Origin of the sequence: Roseburia sp. 1XD42-34, from assembly GCF_009917385.1 — a bacterium.
Lineage (GTDB): Bacteria > Bacillota > Bacilli > Bacillales > Amphibacillaceae > Virgibacillus.
On record NZ_QWLJ01000006.1, the window covers coordinates 48,016 to 66,838 of the forward strand.

The 18,823-nt window shown below is 37.7% G+C and carries 13 protein-coding genes and 1 riboswitch; of the genes, 11 read left to right on the top strand and 2 right to left on the bottom strand.

Annotated elements, in window-relative coordinates; all coding sequences use genetic code 11:
- The first annotated feature begins 3 nt into the window (after positions 1 to 3).
- The 5 genes from D1839_RS04750 to D1839_RS04770 all read left to right on the top strand — a co-directional run bounded on the left by D1839_RS04750 (position 4) and on the right by D1839_RS04770 (position 5,443).
- Complete coding sequence (locus D1839_RS04750) at positions 4 to 1,296, top strand: PTS sugar transporter subunit IIC (RefSeq protein ID WP_120378895.1); 1,293 nt, start codon at positions 4 to 6, stop codon at positions 1,294 to 1,296.
- Positions 1,293 to 1,628, top strand: a complete 336-nt coding sequence (locus tag D1839_RS04755; protein ID WP_183030203.1) for a PTS lactose/cellobiose transporter subunit IIA — start codon at positions 1,293 to 1,295, stop codon at positions 1,626 to 1,628. The genes D1839_RS04750 and D1839_RS04755 overlap by 4 nt, the downstream gene beginning before the upstream one ends.
- Complete coding sequence (locus D1839_RS04760; protein WP_120378896.1) at positions 1,628 to 1,942, top strand: PTS sugar transporter subunit IIB; 315 nt, start codon at positions 1,628 to 1,630, stop codon at positions 1,940 to 1,942. Before D1839_RS04755 ends, D1839_RS04760 begins: the two co-directional genes overlap by 1 nt.
- A gap of 1,265 nt (positions 1,943 to 3,207) precedes the next feature.
- Positions 3,208 to 4,746: a PTS transporter subunit EIIC gene (locus D1839_RS04765; RefSeq protein ID WP_120378898.1), complete on the top strand. Its 1,539-nt coding sequence runs from the start codon at positions 3,208 to 3,210 to the stop codon at positions 4,744 to 4,746.
- Position 4,747: 1 nt separating this feature from the next.
- The gene (locus D1839_RS04770; protein WP_120378899.1) at positions 4,748 to 5,443 is read left to right on the top strand and encodes an N-acetylmannosamine-6-phosphate 2-epimerase; all 696 of its coding nucleotides are present in this window, start codon (positions 4,748 to 4,750) and stop codon (positions 5,441 to 5,443) included.
- Positions 5,444 to 5,452: 9 nt separating this feature from the next.
- Here the strand turns inward: D1839_RS04770 and D1839_RS04775 are convergent, their stop codons facing one another.
- Positions 5,453 to 6,259: a MurR/RpiR family transcriptional regulator gene (locus tag D1839_RS04775; RefSeq protein WP_120378900.1), complete on the bottom strand. Its 807-nt coding sequence runs from the start codon at positions 6,257 to 6,259 to the stop codon at positions 5,453 to 5,455.
- A 343-nt stretch (positions 6,260 to 6,602) separates the two neighbouring features.
- Positions 6,603 to 6,710: riboswitch (TPP riboswitch) on the top strand.
- A gap of 648 nt (positions 6,711 to 7,358) precedes the next feature.
- On the opposite strand from D1839_RS04775, the gene D1839_RS04780 reads away from it, so the two are divergent.
- The 3 genes from D1839_RS04780 (at position 7,359) to hprK (ending at position 10,310) form a co-directional block, all read left to right on the top strand.
- On the top strand, positions 7,359 to 8,177 hold the full coding sequence (locus D1839_RS04780; protein ID WP_120378901.1) for a lipoate--protein ligase family protein: 819 nt from the start codon (positions 7,359 to 7,361) through the stop codon (positions 8,175 to 8,177).
- Positions 8,170 to 9,114, top strand: coding sequence for a lipoyl synthase (gene lipA, locus D1839_RS04785; protein ID WP_120378902.1), 945 nt, complete (start codon positions 8,170 to 8,172; stop codon positions 9,112 to 9,114). Before D1839_RS04780 ends, lipA begins: the two co-directional genes overlap by 8 nt.
- A gap of 260 nt (positions 9,115 to 9,374) precedes the next feature.
- Positions 9,375 to 10,310 carry an HPr(Ser) kinase/phosphatase gene (gene hprK / locus D1839_RS04790; protein ID WP_199689968.1) on the top strand — a complete coding sequence of 312 codons (936 nt, stop codon included), beginning with the start codon at positions 9,375 to 9,377 and terminating at the stop codon, positions 10,308 to 10,310.
- A gap of 337 nt (positions 10,311 to 10,647) precedes the next feature.
- On the opposite strand, the gene D1839_RS04795 is transcribed toward hprK, so the two are convergent.
- Entirely contained in the window at positions 10,648 to 11,052 is a 405-nt protein-coding gene (locus D1839_RS04795) for a hypothetical protein (RefSeq protein WP_120378904.1), read from the bottom strand.
- A gap of 495 nt (positions 11,053 to 11,547) precedes the next feature.
- On the opposite strand from D1839_RS04795, the gene D1839_RS04800 reads away from it, so the two are divergent.
- From D1839_RS04800 to D1839_RS04810, 3 genes are all read left to right on the top strand, one after another.
- Positions 11,548 to 12,624: a glycosyltransferase family 4 protein gene (locus tag D1839_RS04800; protein ID WP_120378905.1), complete on the top strand. Its 1,077-nt coding sequence runs from the start codon at positions 11,548 to 11,550 to the stop codon at positions 12,622 to 12,624.
- Between the two features lie 98 nt (positions 12,625 to 12,722).
- Positions 12,723 to 14,135, top strand: a complete 1,413-nt coding sequence (gndA, locus tag D1839_RS04805) for an NADP-dependent phosphogluconate dehydrogenase (RefSeq protein ID WP_120378906.1) — start codon at positions 12,723 to 12,725, stop codon at positions 14,133 to 14,135.
- A gap of 862 nt (positions 14,136 to 14,997) precedes the next feature.
- The gene (locus D1839_RS04810; RefSeq protein WP_120378907.1) at positions 14,998 to 18,780 is read left to right on the top strand and encodes a S8 family serine peptidase; all 3,783 of its coding nucleotides are present in this window, start codon (positions 14,998 to 15,000) and stop codon (positions 18,778 to 18,780) included.
- Positions 18,781 to 18,823: the final 43 nt, after the last annotated feature.

Below are 18,823 nucleotides of genomic sequence, written 5' to 3' on the forward strand. Positions count from 1 at the left end.
GAAATGAATAGTAAAGCAATGCAAAAATTCATTGAAATTGCGGGTCGGATTGGGTCACAACGTCATCTTGTTGCTGTACGTGATGGATTTGTAGCCATCATGCCACTGATTATTGTCGGGTCGCTAGCCATTCTAATTAATAATTTTCCTCCGTTTGGGGCGTTTAATTTTGTTGAATGGATGAATGGGATTTTTGGTGAAGGAAACTGGCAGGCGGTGGGGGGAAGTATTTGGAATGGAACATTTGCCATTTTAGGTCTTTTAGTTACCTTTTCCATTGCGTATAATTTAGCTAAGTCCTACGATGTTGATGGCCTTGCCGCTGGTTTAATAGCAGGTGCTGGATTTATCATGCTGGTGCCTATCACCGGTGATGGCGGGTTAAACATGGGATGGCTTGGAACACAAGGATTGTTTGTCGGAATCATATTAGCTTTAGTAGTCACTGAGTTGTTTCGAATTTTAATTACATCCAAGATGACGATTAAGATGCCAGAGGGCGTTCCTGACGGTGTAACTAGATCTTTTGAAGCGCTAATCCCTGCTGTACTCATTTTAATTTTAGTTGGATTTTTCCAAGCCATGATGACTGTGTTTGCTGAGAAGAGTATTTTTGAAGTTATCTTTAACATTATTCAAGAGCCGTTGCAAGGCTTAGGAAATACATTGCCTGCTGCTATGCTTGTTTCTTTTTTAAATCACTTGCTTTGGTTCTTCGGATTACATGGAACGAATATTATCGGCTCTGTAATTGAACCTGTTTATTTGCCATTAATTGAAGAAAACCTTAATCTGTTTAAGAGTGGGATGTCGGCATTTGAAGTACCTAACATTGTAACAAAACCATTTTTAGATTCGTTCGTTTTTATGGGAGGTTCTGGAACAACGATTGCTTTGTTAATTGCTGTCTTTGTCGTTATTCGCAGAGAGAAGAACCATCCTTATCGACAAGTAGCTAAGTTATCTGCTCCAGCAGGATTATTTAATATTAACGAACCAGTGATTTTTGGTTTACCAATCGTGTTAAATCCAGTGATGTTAATTCCATTTATTTTAGTTCCTGTAACGCTTACCATTACGTCTTATATTGCTATTGCAACAGGGTTAGTACCTAGGACAGTTGCCATCTTGCCATGGACAACACCACCTATTCTAAGTGGCTATCTCGTAACAGGAGGAAGCTTTAGAGGCGTTGTGTTACAATTATTTAATTTAGCGCTTGCTATTGTTATGTATATACCGTTTGTTATGGCGGGAGTGAGAATGTTGAACAGAAATGAGGGAAAAGCAAAATGATGGTAAAGGAAGAATTACAACAGCTTTCATTTTCTATTATCCTGCACGCAGGTAATGCTCGATCGCTTTCTATGGAAGCGATATCAAAGGCGAAGGCGTACCAGTTTGAGCAAGCACGTACGATGATCGAAGAAGCGGAAGAGGCATTTACAGAAGCACATCATATACAAACGAAACTGCTGCAGCAAGAGGCAGAAGGAAAACATACGGACGTTACCGTCATACTGGTTCATGCTCAAGATCATTTGATGACAGCGTTAACAGTAAAAGAGCTGGCTGTTGAAATAATTGAACTATACGAAAAAATGGAAACAATAGAGGGGGCGAAGTAGTGAAAATTATCCTTGTTTGTTCAGCTGGCATGTCCACATCTATGCTCGTTAAAAAAATGAAAGAAACAGCGGATAGCCGTAATCTAGAAGTAGATATTCGTGCTATTCCAGAAACTCAACTGAAAAATGAAATCGAAGACCTAGATGTTGTGCTAATTGGTCCTCAAGTGCGTTATTTAGAAAAGAAAATAAAGGCACAGCTTGAACCAAAAGGCGTAGCTGTAGAAGTTATTGACCAAATGGCATATGGCATGCTTCAAGGTGATAAAGTATTAGATCAAGCACTTGCTTTAGTAAACATAGGAAAGGACTGAGAAAAGGTTATCCCGCCTTTAAGGTGCTGTAAGACACCACTTCTTGATTTGATACAAAAGGTAAGTAGGAGAAAACGGCACCTAAATGCCCGATTCGTTTAAGGACCTTTAGGCCATACCATTCTAGGTACTCACATTCAGCAGGGGATGGAAGAAAACTCCTGCTAAAGGAAGTTTACTTTATCTAAGGGTAACTGAATGTATCCCTTCAAGATGGGGGAGATGCCAAGAATTATAAGCGATAATCAACAACCTAGATTTATTCAACGAACTATCATGTGGAGGAAGTGAACGTTTCGCATATGGGAGGTTTTCTTTATCCATTTTGTATCCCAAGTCTTTCATAGATTTGGGTCTTTTTTTATCAAAAAGCATAAAATTTGTTGCTTTGGGATATGGGAATAACTAAAATAGCCACGTCCGGCGAAGCGCCCAGCAACTATCATCATTGTCCCTATCAGAAGTCATCATTGGTTCTTAGTTTAGGGGAAAGCCGACTAAAAACAGGATTGTCGCCGACGTCGGCATACTCCTGTTGTAAGAGTATGATTCCTTTACCTTTCATTGTTTCGTTCTGATTGCTCCTTGCTAAACGGGTACCTCTCGCCATTGTTCTATATGGATACACACATTTCATAGTCGGATCACTTTTACCTCCATAAATTAAAGTGGAAAACAATAGCTAAATGCCCTATTTAGCAAAAGATCTTTACATCTTATCTTTGGTCCATTAATCAACGGCAACGGGGAATGAAACCGACTTGGGGGAAAATTTATTATGCGTCATTGGTGATCGCTATCCAAGTTTTGAACCCATTAAAAATTTCACACCCTATTTACTTCAGCTTGTAGAGAGGTTTGTCGAAACAAAAAAACTAAATTTTTAATAGCTCTTGATTAAAATGATTATCTGTTTTATAATATTTTTGTAAATTATTATCAAGCAAAAATCATTTATCCCGCATGCAAAGATCCGAAAGACTCTCACTTCGAAATCTTGAGTGGATACAAAAGATCTAAGCCTTAAGTCTTAAGTTTTAAGAAAATGCACCTAAATGTCCGATTCGTTAAAGGATCTTTAGGTCCTACCCTTTGCTGTACTAACATTCAGTAGAAAAAGGAAGCAAACTACTACTGCAATAAAGTTTCACTTTATTGCAAATCATTCATAATGAGGTGAATTTTAAATTCCGTTGTGTATGCGCTTCCGATTACGTTCTAAAATGAAAGTCATAAACTATTAAAGAGACGGGGTGTTAAATAAAATGAAAAAAGCATTTTTTGAACAAGCACAGAGGTTTGGTAAGTCTTTTATGCTTCCCATTGCGGTACTGCCTGCAGCGGGTTTGTTACTTGGTATCGGGGGCGCCTTTAGTAATCCGGCAACGATCGAAGTATACCCTTTCTTAGATCAAAAATGGCTACAGGCTATCTTTACCATTATGAGCTCGGCAGGCAATATTGTGTTCGCAAATTTAGCATTGATTTTTGCTGTAGGAGTTGCAATCGGATTAGCCAGAAATGATAAAGGAACAGCGGGTTTGGCGGCAGTGTTGGGATATTTAGTAATGAATGCAACCATTCATGCGATGTTAACTATTACTGGAAAGCTAGCTGAAAATAATTTAGCCGAAGTTGGGCAAGGAACGATCTTAGGCATTCAATCTTTAGAGACGGGAGTATTTGGTGGGGTTATTTTAGGTTTACTAACTTATTATCTACATCAACGATATAACAATGTAGACCTTCCGAAGTTTTTAGGGTTTTTTGGAGGCTCCAGATTTATTCCCATTATTACTGCATTTATGTCCATTATATTAGGTGTTATTTTATATTATGTGTGGCCAATTATTCAAACAGGCATTTTTTCGTTAGGCGGATTAGTAGAAGCAACAGGTTATTTAGGCACTTTCCTATATGGATTTATATTAAGATTACTTGGTCCATTTGGTTTACATCATATTTTCTACATTCCATTTTGGACAACGAGTCTTGGCGGATCCATGATTGTGGATGGTAATTTAGTTGAAGGCACACAAAGAATCTTTTTTGCTCAATTAGCGCAACCAGAAGTGGAACAATTTTATATTGGAACTGCGCGCTTCATGGCTGGTAGACATATTACGATGATGTTTGGGCTACTTGGTGCTTGTTTAGCTATTTATCAAATGGCTAAACCAAAAAACAAAAAAATAGTATTAGGATTAATGTTATCTGCCGGTTTAACGTCTTTTTTAACAGGGATAACAGAACCGATTGAATTCTCTTTCTTGTTTGTTGCCCCGATTCTTTACGTTATCCATGCTTTTTTTGATGGCTTAGCATTTATGTTGGCACATATGTGCGAGATTACCATAGGACAAACCTTTTCAGGTGGATTTATTGATTTCTTACTCTTTGGCGTTTTGCAGGGGATACAAAAAACAAATTGGATATGGGTTCCAGTTATTGGTGTATTCTGGTTTTTCTTATATTACTTTACATTCCGATTTGCGATTGCAAAGTTTAATTTAAAAACACCTGGCCGTCAGGATGAAGATATGGAGGTGCAAAAGTTTACTCCAGAGGGACAAGCACTTGCAATTATAGATGGACTTGGTGGCAAAGCTAACATTAAAGATGTAGATAATTGTGCTACGCGTTTAAGAGTAAGTGTGTTCGATCAAGCGCGTGTGCAAAAAGATGCACTTATGAAAACCGGTGCAAAAGGTGTAGTTGCCAAAGGGAATGGAGTTCAAGTAATTTACGGACCAGAGGTAACAACGATTAAAAACAATATTGAAAATAAAATGGGAGATTTGTGATATGTATGTAAAGCAGCTAGAGAACCAACTGATTGTATCTTGCCAGGCACTAGAAGATGAGCCATTGTATTCCTCAGAAATAATGGCGAAAATGGCATTAGCAGCTGTTCAAGGGGGAGCGAAAGGAATTAGAGCTAACTCTGTAGCTGATATAAAAGCCATTAAAAATCAAGTGAATGTTCCAATCATCGGTTTAATTAAACAAGATTACGAAGATAGTGATGTTTATATTACACCTACAAAAAAAGAAGTGAAAGCTTTGTTAGAGGTAGGTGCAGATATTATTGCTATGGATGCAACTATGCGAAAGCGTCCAAGAGGCGAAAGTTTAGAAGATATCATGAATTTTATCAAGATGCAATCCAATACGGAAATAATGGCCGATATTTCTACAGTAGAGGAAGCAAAATATGCTGCGGCATTGGGATTTGATTGCGTATCGACAACGTTAGTAGGTTATACGCCAGAAACAAAAGGACAACATATCGCAGCAAACCATTTCCAACTATTACATGAGATTCGATCAGCGGTATCCATCCCTGTCATTGCAGAAGGTAAAATTAGTACACCAGAAACAGCCCTTAAAGCCCTTGAACACGGTGCATTTTTCGTCGTAGTAGGGAGTGCAATTACTAGACCACAATTAATCACTAGGTCATTTGCAGATATAATTCAGAAATATAGCAGTAGCCACTAAGTGGCGCTGCTATATTTTTTTATGTGTTTCTAACGTAGATAATGTTTGGTTGTATGTAATATTTGCCCGTTCAGTTGTTAATAGCATCATACTTAGAATGTCTAAACAAATTAAGATGGATAACTGACTGTTCATAAAATTTTTTGCCCGATAGTGCTGTACGCTTACCGTATACAGGATGATATCTGATTGGTTCGCTAAATTCGTTTCTGAAAAATTGGTAATGGAGACTATCTTCGCTCCTTTAGACTTGGCTATTTGTACACTATCAATTACTTCTTTCGTCTCACCAGAAGAAGAGATTGCAATAACAATATCGTTTGCTGTTAGGATAGATGCATTTATAATCATAGCATGTGAATCTGTATGTGTATCCACACTATAGCCCATTCTTGTTAATCTTATTTTGAGTTCCTCCGCGGACAAACCCGAGCTACCAATCCCATAGATATGAATGCGCTTCGCGTTTTGAATCCAGTTGGAGACGAGTTCATAATCATTCACAGATGCTACAGAGTGAGTTGATTTAATCACAGAGTTATACACTTGTGTTACATTTTCTATTGCTTCATTTGACTCGGTGGTTTCTTCGACTGCATCACGTAATAATATTTTAAATTCTACAAAGTTACGCACCCCAATTTTTTTACAAAAGCGGGTAACCGTTGCTACAGAAACACTTACTTGATGGGCTAAATCTTTTATATGTATATTTAATATATGTTGGCTATTGTTTATTACATAGTCAGCAACCTTTTTTTCAGTTCTGCTTAAGGTTTGGTATTTTAATAATATCTCATCTAGGATAGAGTTCATTTTGCCACCCTCCATAAGTAGTATATAATCTTAATAATCTGAGCGCTAGCTATCGAGTGAAATATATGTAAGAGAAACAGTAGTTATCTATAGTTAAAATATTGGATGAAGAAATTGGGTTTTTACATCTTTGGTTACCATATAAACGCTATTATACTAACTGAAATTTAATAATTGGTAATTCAGCTAGGTAAATTAACTGTAAGTGCGCTTATAATCTAAATTATACCAAATAAAAACATTTATCCTCTAATATGCTTGAAGAATTACATTTCAAAAGTTTTCCTTTACAATTTCAACCATTATTGCTAATCTAGACTTAGTTCATCAATAAATTAGAATTTTTTAACACTAGGGGAGCTAGGTGGTTAGCTGAGAGGAACGTGTGCCGTTTTGACCCTTTGTACCCGAACAGGATAATGCCTGCGTGGGAAAGTGTAGTCATAGCTGACTGCATTTCACGTAAATGGAATGCAGTTTTTTATCTTTGTATTATATTATGTCCGTTATTTTTGATAGTGTTACTTCATGTTCTTTGGAAACTTCTACCAATTGCGTTAATCTTTTTTCCTAAATTCTTTTATATGGGCATATGTAGCGATTTGGTTAGACGGACGTTTACCTTTTGAATAGATAACTTTACGATGACTGCCATATAACCATAACACACCAATTTGTTCCCACGGTTGTCCAACTATTTTAAAATGGTTGTTTAGCCTCTTCTAACTATTCCAATATCCTTTTAGGTATATCAAGTTCTTGTGAGCTTCTTTTTATTTGTACAATTTTATCCCACATGTAAGATGCGGTAAGCCTCCTACTTCAAAACCTTGCGTCGATATCAAAGGTCTCCGTGGGGGGAAACGGCACCTAAATGCCCGATTCTTTAATGGCCTTTAGGCATACCCTTGTGGTACTAACATGCAGGAGGAGAGGGAAGCAAACTTTTACTGCAATGAAGTTTCACTTTATAATTAATTTCTTTTTTTAATTATTTTTTGTACAATGAACAGGAGGTAAAAATTCCCAATTTTGATGATCGGGAAGATATCGTATACCTACCACAGACTGAATTTTCACTAACTGGAGGCGGTTGTAAATGAAAGAACAGTGGGGATTTTTAGAAAATGTACCTCATGACGCTGCAATTAATATGGCTTTAGATGAAGCACTGTTACAGTGGCATTATGAAGCAAAAATACCTCCAACATTACGTTTTTATCAATGGAGGAAACCTACTCTTTCCATTGGGCACTTTCAAAAAATAGAGGGTAGAATTGATTTAGAAGGCGTTCAAAAGCACCAATGCCAATTGGTACGAAGAATGACTGGCGGAAGTGCTGTGCTGCATGACGATGAATTAACTTATAGCATTGTTATTTCCGAGACGCATCCGTCAGTAGCTTCGTCAATTCGCCAAGCCTATTATGATTTATCCAAAGGAATTCTGGAAGGATATAACCATTTAGGAATAGAAGCAAGTTATGCTGAATCGGTATCTAAGGAGCGAAGCAATATTTGTTTTGAGCGCCCAGCATTTTATGAAATGGTCGTGGATGGTAAAAAACTCTCAGGAAATGCACAAACGAGGAAAAAAGGAGTACTCCTTCAGCACGGATCAATCCCTATATCGATGAATGTAGATATGCTGTTCGATATGTTTGTTTTTCCAAATGAGAAAATAAAAACGAGAAAGAAGCAAGCTTTTTGGAACAAAGCTACAACTATAAACCGGGTTTTACAGAAAAAAGTTTCGTATGACACTGTGAAAGCAGCTTTTAAAAAAGGTTTTTCAGAAGGTCTCGAAATTGAACTGAAAGAATTTTCATTAACAAAAAGCCAGTGGAATGAAGTGTATCGGTTAGCGGAAAAAAAATATGCTAATTTACCATTAGAAGGAGCGGTTTCTCATGTCTAAAAACACAACACCCTTAAGAAAACCTGCATGGTTAAAAACGAAAATCAATACGAATCAGTCATATCGCGGTTTAAAGAAGTTAATGCGGGAGAATCGTCTCAATACAGTGTGCGAAGAAGCTCGTTGTCCTAATATCCATGAATGTTGGAGTGAGAGAAAGACAGCAACCTTTATGATTTTAGGTGATACATGTACAAGGGGATGCCGCTTTTGTGCCGTCAAGACAGGATTACCAAATGAATTGGATTGGGGAGAACCAGAACGCGTAGCCGATTCAGTTGCAATCATGGGACTAAAGCATGTTGTCGTGACAGCTGTTGCTCGTGATGATTTAAATGATGGAGGGGCAGCTGTTTTTGCTGAAACTGTTCGGGCGGTTAGACGTAAAAATCCAGGCTGTACGATTGAGATTCTGCCTTCTGATATGAAAGGGGATTATGAAAGCTTACATACGTTAATGGATAGCGAGCCAGATATTTTTAATCATAATATTGAAACAGTAAGGCGGTTAACAAAACGGGTTCGGGCTAGGGCAATGTATGATCGTTCTCTTCAGCTTTTGCAGCGGGTAAAAGAAATCAAGCCGAATACGCCGACAAAATCAAGTATAATGGTTGGTTTGGGAGAAGAAAAAGAAGAAATTATTCAAGCAATGGATGACTTGCTAGCTCACCAAGTAGACATAATGACAATTGGTCAATATTTGCAACCGACGAAAAAGCATTTACAAGTTGAACGCTATTATCATCCCAATGAATTTGAAGAATTAAAGAAAATAGCTTTGGAAAAAGGATTTAAGCATTGTGAAGCAGGGCCTTTAGTCCGTTCTTCTTATCATGCTGATGAGCAGGTGAGCAAGACCTCTGCGCAACGGAGAATTGATTATATGAAAGGATATGAGAACCAAGAAAAAAAGCAAGTTGATTTTCAGTTTTAAGAAGTCATATGAGTTAGGATTATGGAAAATATGGTTTTGTTTCGAAAAGTCCTCTTTAAAGCAAGAGGGCTTTTCGTCTTTTTGCCATGATCTAATGATGCAGCAGCTTTTAATTTAAAATAATAAAACAATTAACGGGATTAGTACAATTTAACCATAAGCGTTCTTCCTGTACATAGTAACCCGTGTGGAACCCTTTATTGTTTCTGTTCGTATATAATGTTATATAGTTACTGGTATATATAGAAATGGAGCGTATCATGATGAAATCCATCACCGTAAAGCAATTAGTAAAACAATTTAATTTAGAAATTTTGGCAGGAAACGATGAATTAGAACGTATAATAACGAAGCCACGAACACATCGCCCTGGGCTGGAATTTATCGGTTTTTTTGATTTTTTTCCAATGGAGCATGTTCAGGTGTTAGGGAAAAAGGAGATCGCCTATTTACATCAATTAACACATGAGGAAAGAAGGTTGCGAATTGGTAATATTGTAAAATACCATCCACCTTGTTTTATTGTAACTTCCGAACAAGAAGGATTGATGTATTTAACTCAATTTTGTAATGAGGAAGGTATTCCGCTACTTCGTACAAAAGAGCCTACATCCACTTTTATTGAAAAATATGATGCTTATATGATCAAGTCATTAGCACCAGAAACAGCAATTCATGCTGTTTGTGTTAACATTTTTGGGCTCGGAATACTCATTCGTGGAAAATCAGGGATTGGAAAAAGTGAGATTGCCCATACGTTGATAGGTAGAGGGCATCGATTAGTGGCGGATGATATCGTTGTTTTAAAAAAACTTGGCCCCGATACTTTGTTGGGAACACATAATGAAACGAATAAAGAGTTTCTCGCTTTACGAAGTGTCGGTTTACTAAATGTCGTTCGTTTGTATGGAAGGAAGGCATTTCAAGAAGAAACACGTATCGCATTGGATATTCATTTAACAGAATGGGAAAAAAATGCTTTAAACAACGAATTGGAACTTGAGACAAAAACGAATGATTATATGGGGGTTACTATACCCACAATAGAAATTCAATTGCAACCAGGACGAGATGTAGTCGGCTTAATTGAAGCTGCGGCAAATAACTGGTATTTAAAACAACAAGGCTATAGTGCAGCAGAAGAATTTATTCAACGTCTAGAATCGGATATGGAAAATAAGGGAAAAACTAATTAAACGATAGTTCTAAATGGGCAAAAGCAAATACAATATAGCAAAGACCAAACGATTTATTTATCCCGCTTATAAGGTAAAACTTCCACTTCAAGATATCGACGCTTAAATACTCGTTTCGTTTAGTGGTCTTTAGTCATACCATTGTGGTACTAACAATAAGTAGGGGATAAAAGAAACCCCTACTTATTGAAGGCCCACTTTATTGCTCGTTTTTTAAAATAGCAGCGCTGGTTTGGTTATGCTCCGTCTCTTTACATAACTTATGTGGGGTTAGTCCACATTATGAGCTAAAAGTAGCTTGTTTCCATTTTATCTGAGTAGGTCGATGAGGATGTAATTAAGGCAGCATCATAAAAAACGCTACGAAGGCAATAATAGGAATTGCTAGTATTAGAGCGATACTAATGAAAGAAAATTGCTTGACTATAGATTTAGCTTCCTCTGGCACATCTACTTTATTCTGCAGAAATATAAAAAACACTGTAAAAACAACTAGGAATATGAGAATAGTTGCTGGTGTGTATAGATCTGAAACGTCCGTTACGAGTTCCATTTGAGAAAAGCCGTAAATAATCAATAGGATGGGAAGAAATTCGCTTATTGCTACACCAATCATCATATTGGTTTGAACTTTAGTTTGTAGACTTGGGTCTTGTTTTAATTTTTCTACATTCATTTTAAAAAGTACTAAAATGGGGAGCATTGCTAATGCAGCTGCTGCAACAAATACATATGCGATCATGGACAACCTCCTTTGATTAAGAATTGGTAAAATGGCTCTATTTATTGTCGCTTGCTCCGTTCTAGCTGGATAAAATTTAATTTCATTTATTTGCTTGGAGGAAATGAGGATCTCTGGCTGATTCATTTTGTTTTTTCAAATCCAATTAGACTAACCCCTACAGGTACTTACCTTACATTAAGTTTAAAGGATAACGTTCTATAAGACTGACTGTAAGCCCGCACTTTAAAAATTAGAGGAGATGTGAACAAATATAAGTGTCTGCTTAACAACCAGTAAAGTCTCATTTGTTCAACTTTTCCAACCCCCCTATGTATAGAAGTTTTCCTTTATTGTTCATAAGATCATGATCTTAGCCCACCCAAAATTAGCCTATCATGTTTGACGAGTCTGTACAATAAAATTTGCTAAAAACTGCTAGGATTCGATATAATTTAAGTCGATTATTGTAATTCAAACGAAGAGGAACACAGCTCAGAATATTAGGAGAATAATATGATAAATTATGTGGATTTAATTATAGCCTTTGGTATTGCAGTTATTACTTCTTTTTTGCTGACATACCCTATAAAGAGATTAGCTATCTTTATCGGTGCCGTTGACTTCCCAAATTATCGCAAAATACATACGAAAGTAACCCCTCGTCTTGGAGGTTTAGCCATTTTTTTTGGAACGGTTGCAGGGTTAGTATATTTACAACCAAGCCACCCACATTTAGCTGAAATTGCTGCTGGGGCAGTTGTGATTATTATAACTGGTGCTTTAGATGACCGTTTCAGCATTCAGCCAGTTGTTAAATTAACAGGACAATTGATCGCAGCATCGTTCTTGGTTTCTTCTGGACTAATTATTGAAAAATTGACGCTTCCGCTTTTTGGCACCGTTGAATTGGGATTTGCAAGTGTATTAATTACGATCCTCTGGGTGGTCGGGATTACCAATGCAATTAATTTAATTGATGGACTAGATGGTTTAGCAACTGGGGTCACAACCATTGCTTTAATCAGTATTTGTGTTATGGCGTTTATTGATATGCAAATCATAGTCGCTTATTTATGTATCGTGTTAATTGGCAGCAATCTCGGTTTTTTATATCACAATTTTTACCCTGCCAAGATTTATATGGGTGATACAGGCTCCAATTTTTTAGGCTATATGATTGCCGTAGTTTCCATGCTCGGTTTATTTAAAAATGTTGCTTTGTTTAGCTTTGTTATTCCAATTATGGTCCTGGCTGTGCCAATATTTGACACATTGTTTGCCATTGCAAGGAGAGCATATAATAAAGAGAATATTATGATGCCTGATAATAAGCATATTCATTATCAACTTTTACAAGCAGGATACAGTCATCGCAAAACAGTACTAATCATATACGGGTTTAGTGGATTGTTTGGCATTATGGCAGTGCTGTTTTCCAATGCAAGTATAACAGTTGCCTTTATCATTACGATCATTGTGCTTATTTTGCTCCATTTGTTTGCCGAAATGGCCGGAATAGTGATGGGAGGGAAGCGCCCAGTTTTACGTATGCTTCGCCTGCTCGTTACTAAACGAAAAAGAGATCAATAAACATAATCAATCGTCAAAATGTGAAAAGTTTATTATAATAAAAGAAGTTGTATCATTATCACATGATGTAAGAACCTGGAAGGGAATGACCTACAAACATGGAAAAACAACAAATTGGTGTTATCGGTTTAGCAGTAATGGGGAAAAACTTAGCTTTAAATATGGAAAGCCGTGGCTATTCGGTTGCCGTTTATAACCGTTCTGGCGATAAAACAGATGCTTTTTTGGACAATGAAGCAAAAGGAAAACAATTTAAAGGTACGAAAACAATCGAGGAATTTGTGGCATCACTGGAAAAACCGCGAAAAATATTATTAATGGTAAAAGCTGGTGCTGCAACAGATGCGACCATTGAATCGCTTCTTCCATATTTGGAAAAAGGCGATATTTTAATTGATGGTGGTAATACGCTTTATGAAGATACGATACGTCGTAATAAAGTCCTTGAAAAATCAGGCATCCATTTTATTGGCACAGGTGTATCAGGTGGAGAAGAAGGAGCGTTAAAGGGACCTTCGATTATGCCAGGAGGCCAAAAAGAAGCGCATGAGCTAGTAGCGCCAATTTTTGAAGCTATTGCGGCCAAAGTCGATGGAGCTGCTTGTACAACATATATTGGACCAGATGGTGCAGGGCATTATGTGAAAATGGTCCACAACGGTATTGAATATGGGGATATGCAGCTTATAGCAGAAGCGTACTTTATTTTAAAGCAAGTGCTCGGTATGGGAGCCGAAGAGTTGCATGAAGTATTTGCAGATTGGAATAAGGGCGAATTAGACAGTTATCTTATCGAGATCACAGCAGATATTTTCACCAAAAAAGATGAAGAAACTAAAAAGCCATTAGTTGACGTTATTCTAGATACGGCGGGACAAAAAGGAACTGGAAAGTGGACAAGTAAAAACGCTCTTGATCTAGGTGTACCGCTTCCATTAATCACTGAGTCCGTATTTGCACGGTTTATTTCTGCCATGAAGGATGAGCGTGTACGCGCAAGTGAACAGCTACATGGTCCAGAGAAACAGGAATTTACCGGCGATAAAAAAGAGCTTATTGAAGCGGTAAGAAAAGCACTATATATGAGTAAAATTTGTTCCTATGCTCAAGGGTTCGCACAAATGCGTGCGCAATCGGAAGAGAATGATTGGAATTTGAATTACGGGGAGATTGCGATGATCTGGCGCGGAGGATGTATTATTCGTGCACAATTCCTGCAAAAAATTAAAGATGCATACGACAGAACACCGGACTTAGCTAATTTACTGCTTGATCCATACTTTAAAGAAATCGTAGAAAACTACCAACATGCTCTGCGCGAAGTCGTCGCTATTGCGATTACGCATGGAATTGCTGTCCCAGCTTTTTCAAGCGCTATTGCTTATTTTGACAGCTATCGTTCTGCTGATTTACCAGCAAACTTGGTACAAGCTCAGCGCGATTACTTCGGAGCGCACACGTACCAACGAAAAGACAAAGAAGGCGTCTTTCACACAAACTGGTTTGAATAATTATTTTGATTATAGAACCCCTTTATCACTTTGTTAGAGGGGTTTTTTAGTGTGTTGTATAAACAATTAAATGGGACTGCAATTTTTTGCCAGAAAAATAGTTTGAAAATAGGTTAGCGAAATTTGACGAAAACTACTGCAAAGGTCCTGTTTTAACGAACGATTGCTTTTATCCCCATATCTGAGGGGCTGGAAGACTACCTCTTTAGGAGTTGATAATCTGTACCACAATAAGTAGGAAATAACAGCAATCAGTAAGGGATAAATGAACCATCCCACTGATGGAAAATTCACTTTATAGATTAGATGACGTTTGGCAATTTATATCCTGGGTTTTACTTTCTAATAATAGTAGGGAAAAAGGGCTCATTATCCGAGCTACAGCGTAATTTTATGTTAAAAAACTACCATGCTTCTCCAGTTGAATTGCATCTATCCTTAAAATATCGCTCACTAATAAATGGCAGGAAAATCAAGGTTCTCTTTAAGATTTAAAAAAAAGATTTAAAAAAACATCAAGGATAGCACGAAAAATCTATCTTATGATTTTATTCAGCACGTTGATTCTAGTCCATAAGTCTGATCATATACTGTAGTTATTTGTCGAAAAGACCCTTCTCTTCTATTGGAATACAGGACTATTTACACTTCCTATATATTACCAACTTTAATATGATTTAATATATCAGAATATTTAGATTGAAATAGAAAGGGTGATTTTTCTGATGATATGAATCTAAAAAACAGTAATGATGACACATTATGTAGCCTTGTTTGTTGAACCTCTGTTCCCTTCCTAATATTCTAATACTGGTTATGTGACTGTCCGAAAATTAATATTTTAATCCAAGGGGGAAATTGTATGAAGCTAAGATTGACCATTAAACGCTCTTTTATTATGTTATTTGCATTTTTACTTATGTTTAGCAGTTTTTCCACGGTACATGCAGTGAAGCAATTACCTCAGATGAAAAATCAGCCAGACCTGACATCAGAAAAATTAAAAGAAACGAGTAATCCTAATAAAAAGGTCCGAGTCATTGTAGAAGTAGAAGATAAACCAGCTATAGAAATAGCAACAAAAAAGGGCATTATGTTCAAGCAAATGCCGAAAAATGAAAAGAAGAAATTGGAGAATGATGCCAAGAAAAAACAAAAATCGGTAAAAGAAGAAATGAGACAGAAAAAAGTGGATGCGACCTATTACGAGGAATTTACAACGGTTGTCAATGGCTTTAGTGCAGAGGTAAAGCAAGGTGATTTGAAAAAAATTAAAGACATTCATAATGTAAAAAAGGTTCATACTGTAAATGAGTACAAACGTCCTATTGCTAAACCTGATATGAAATATAGTAAAGAATTAGTAGAAGCACAGCAGGCTTGGAGAGAATATGACTTTAAGGGGGAAGGGATGGTTGTTGGTATTATTGATACCGGAATTGACCCAACTCACCAGGATATGATGTTATCTGATAAACAAACTGCTGAACTAACAGAAGATAAAGTGGAACAGATCATTAATAACGAATCGCTTCCGGGAAAATTTTATACCGAAAAAATCCCCTATGGCTATAATTATATGGATAACAACAGTGAAATACGAGAAATACATGCTGAAGCAAATTATCACGGGATGCATGTTGCAGGTACTGTTGCAGCAAATGGAGATGAAGAGAGCAAGGGTGTTGTTGGGGTTGCTCCAGAAGCACAGCTGCTTGCATTGAAAGTGTTTGGCAATGACCCAGCGATGCAGTCTACTTTCGGCGATATTTATATAAAAGCAATCGATGATGCAATTAAGCTAGGTGCAGACGCATTAAATATGAGCTTAGGTTCGCCAGCTGGCTATGTCAATGATGAGGCACCTGAGCAACAAGCTGTTTCTCGCGCTGTTGAAAATGGGGTGCTTATGTCCATTTCAGCAGGTAATTCCGCTTTATTTGGAGATGGATTTGCTTATCCTGATGCGGCGAATCCGGATTATGGTGTAGCAGGTTCACCAGGTGTCTCTTCTGATTCATTTCAAGTTGCTTCATTTGAAAATACATTTATGGAAGTAGACAAGTTAACCTACACCATTGACGGTCAAGCAGAGTCAGCAGCCTTTTTATCAGCAGGCAATACAAGTCCTGAAGCAGATGGCACCTCCTTCCCTGTATTCCATGCCGGTCTTGGGTACCCCGAAGACTTTGAAGGAAAAGATCCCGAAGGAAAATACGCATTAATTCAACGTGGCGAATTATCTTTTACGGATAAAGCGTTAAATGCACAAGCAGCCGGCGCTGCTGGCGTTATTATTTATAATAATACAGATGGGATTGTTAGCATGGCGACCTCCGCTGACATCACCATTCCGCAGTTATTTATGTTGAAAAGTGATGGTGATAAACTTGCACAAGCATTAACAGAAGAGAAACCAGTGAATATTGTATTTTCTGGTGAAATGACTACGATTGACAACCCGGACGCTGGGAAAATGAGTGCATTCACTTCTTGGGGGCTTACGCCAAATCTTGACTTCAAGCCAGAAATAACCGCCCCGGGAGGGCAAATTTATTCTACACTAAACGATAATCAATATGGTTTAATGAGCGGGACATCGATGGCTGCACCACATGTAGCTGGAGGTGGAACGCTAGTTTTACAGCGTGTTGAGGAGGAGTTTGGCTATGAGCAGGCAGACCGGATTCAGTTTGCCAAAAACGTCATAATGAATACAGCAGACCAAATACAGTATGAAGAAGAACCAGTTTCCCCACGACGTCAAGGCTCCGGTATCATGCAGCTTCATGCAGCACTAACTACGCCAGTTGTAGTTACAGAATCGAAAACAAAGGAAGCAAAAGTTGCACTAAAAGAGATTTCTGAGAACCGGGTTTCTTTTGAATTAACTGCGGAAAATTTCCAAGACACAGCTGTAAGTTATGATGTAAAAGCAACTGCTCAAACGGATGCAATTGCAAATAGCAATGAAAACCTCGTTACCGCGCCAAATCTTTTACCAGCGAATGATTTGGGGGATATTGTAACCATTAACGGGAAAGAACAGGCAACGATAGAAGTACCTGCAAACAGTAAAACTACCTTTACCGTAACCGTTGATGTAAGCTCTGTTGATAACGAGTTATCGGAAATATTTACAAGTGGGTACTGGTTGGAAGGTTTTGTTATGCTAACAGATCCAACAGACACACATCCACAGTTAACTGTTCCTTACGTAGGCTTTAAAGGGGAATGGGACAAAGCATCTATTTTTGATCAACCAGTATGGGAAGAGGATTCATTTTATGGTATGACAGGGGTGGTCACTTCTGCTGGTAAAGATGAAAATGGAGACATGCAGTATAACTATTTAGGAGAAGATTTAGCCACCGGAGAGATCCATCCTGAAAAAATTGCCTTTTCTCCGAATGATGATGGCGTAAAAGATGACGCTCTGCCCATATTGTCATTTTTAAGAAATGCAAAAGAAGCGCGATTTACCGTACTAGATGAACAAGGAAAAAAAATCCGTACCATCCGTTTAGAGTCGGGACTTAGAAAAGATTATTATGATTCTGGAAATGGAACCTATTATTCTATTTCTTCCGATAGAGCTTGGGATGGAAAGATTAAAGGAAAACCTGCTCCAGAAGGAAACTATTATTTGCAGGCAGAAGCAAAAATCGATTATGAAGGCGCAGAATGGCAAACGTTGCAACTCCCAATAATTTTGGACACAACAGCCCCCAAGGTAGAAGCCACGTATAGCTTTGATGATGAAAAGCTTACGGTTTCAGCGCAAGATGCTAAAAAAGGAAGTGGTGTTGCTGCTTGGGAAATTTTTGTAGATGAGGAGCCCGTTCTGGAAGAGCCTTATGTGAATGGCGACAAAGAGCACCCTTTATCGGATATAGATCCTGATGCTACGATAACGGTACGAGTAAAGGATTATGCAGGAAACGAAACAGAAGTAGAAGCAGAGATGCAGGAGCCAGATAAAACTGCCCCTGATTTACGCTTAGTTACTCCAGAGAATCTAGGAGTGGATAATCAGCGAGAAGTTGTTTTCTCCGGTTATGTAACGGATGAATCTGGTGTGAAAGAAGTAACGATAGATGGTAAAAAAGCAACACTAGAGTTTAATAAAGAAAACAAACGCTATGAATTTTCTCTACCTGTTAAGCACAAAAAAGACGGTTATTATTTCAAGCATATTAAAGCAGTGGACAATCTCGGGAATGAAACGGAGATAGGTCGTCGCTATTTTATTGATACGAAGGAAGCAAAATTAAATATTAAAGGGAAAAAGAAAACAAAAGCCGATACGCTTACAGTAAAAGCGAAAGTGCGGGATAACTTTGATGATATCAACGTATTTGTGGACGGGGACCATGTATATACACACGAGCTTTCGGAACCTTATGGAAAAAATAGCTTCAACGAACAAATAGAAGTAGAACTTGAATTAGAAGACGGAAAAAATGAATTTGAATTTAAAGTCGTTGATTTAGCAGGGCATGAAACAGTTAAAATATATACTGTCACGAAAGAGGAAGATAGCAAAGAAGAGGAAGGTGAAGGGAATGGATTTGAGAATTTCTTTTCCTATCTGTTTTCAAAGCTATGGATCATGTTCGGTAAGCTGTGGACGATGTTTGGTTAAATGATACGGTGAGGACTCGGTGCTCTTTGGAGAGCCGGGTCTT